Consider the following 488-nt stretch of genomic DNA (forward strand, 5'->3'; position numbering starts at 1 on the left):
GTCAGCGATTAGTCTTGAAAATCGGGACATTCGGTCGATGTGCATTGCTGTTTCAGGGTCACGATGGTGAGTGAAATTCATGGCGCTTCTGACAGTTGCTTGTAAGGTACCTACCACATCTTGTTCATGGGATACCAGAAGAACGAGCATGTGAGCTGTCATATCCAGGTCTACCAAGGTGCTTTCTTCAAAGACGTTTTTTTCGAAGGAGTTAAAAAATATAAAGCCGATAAATTGCCCATCTTGATACATTGGAAATGTATAGCTAGAGCCGAAATGACTCTTTTCTAATACTCTCGTATGGGTATTCTGGCCGTCAGAAAAAATTTCCATATTGTTTACGACTCGTGGATTCCCACTCTTGATTATCTCTATCAGGGAAGGGGCATCGCTTAAACTTGCTTGATAGTGAGTCAAAGGGCTTTCGTGTTCGCTGCTCCAAGCAAAGGTTTTAAGGGTATCGGTTTTCGCATCAAACAAGGCGACGG

The 488-nt window shown here is 43.2% G+C and carries 1 protein-coding gene; it reads right to left on the reverse strand.

The features are described from left to right. Window positions 1-488, reverse strand: a 488-nt coding sequence (locus tag A3735_RS30435) for a GAF domain-containing protein (protein WP_369820512.1), incomplete at both ends; no start/stop codon positions are given.

The sequence above is a fragment of the Oleiphilus sp. HI0061 genome (assembly GCF_001635675.1).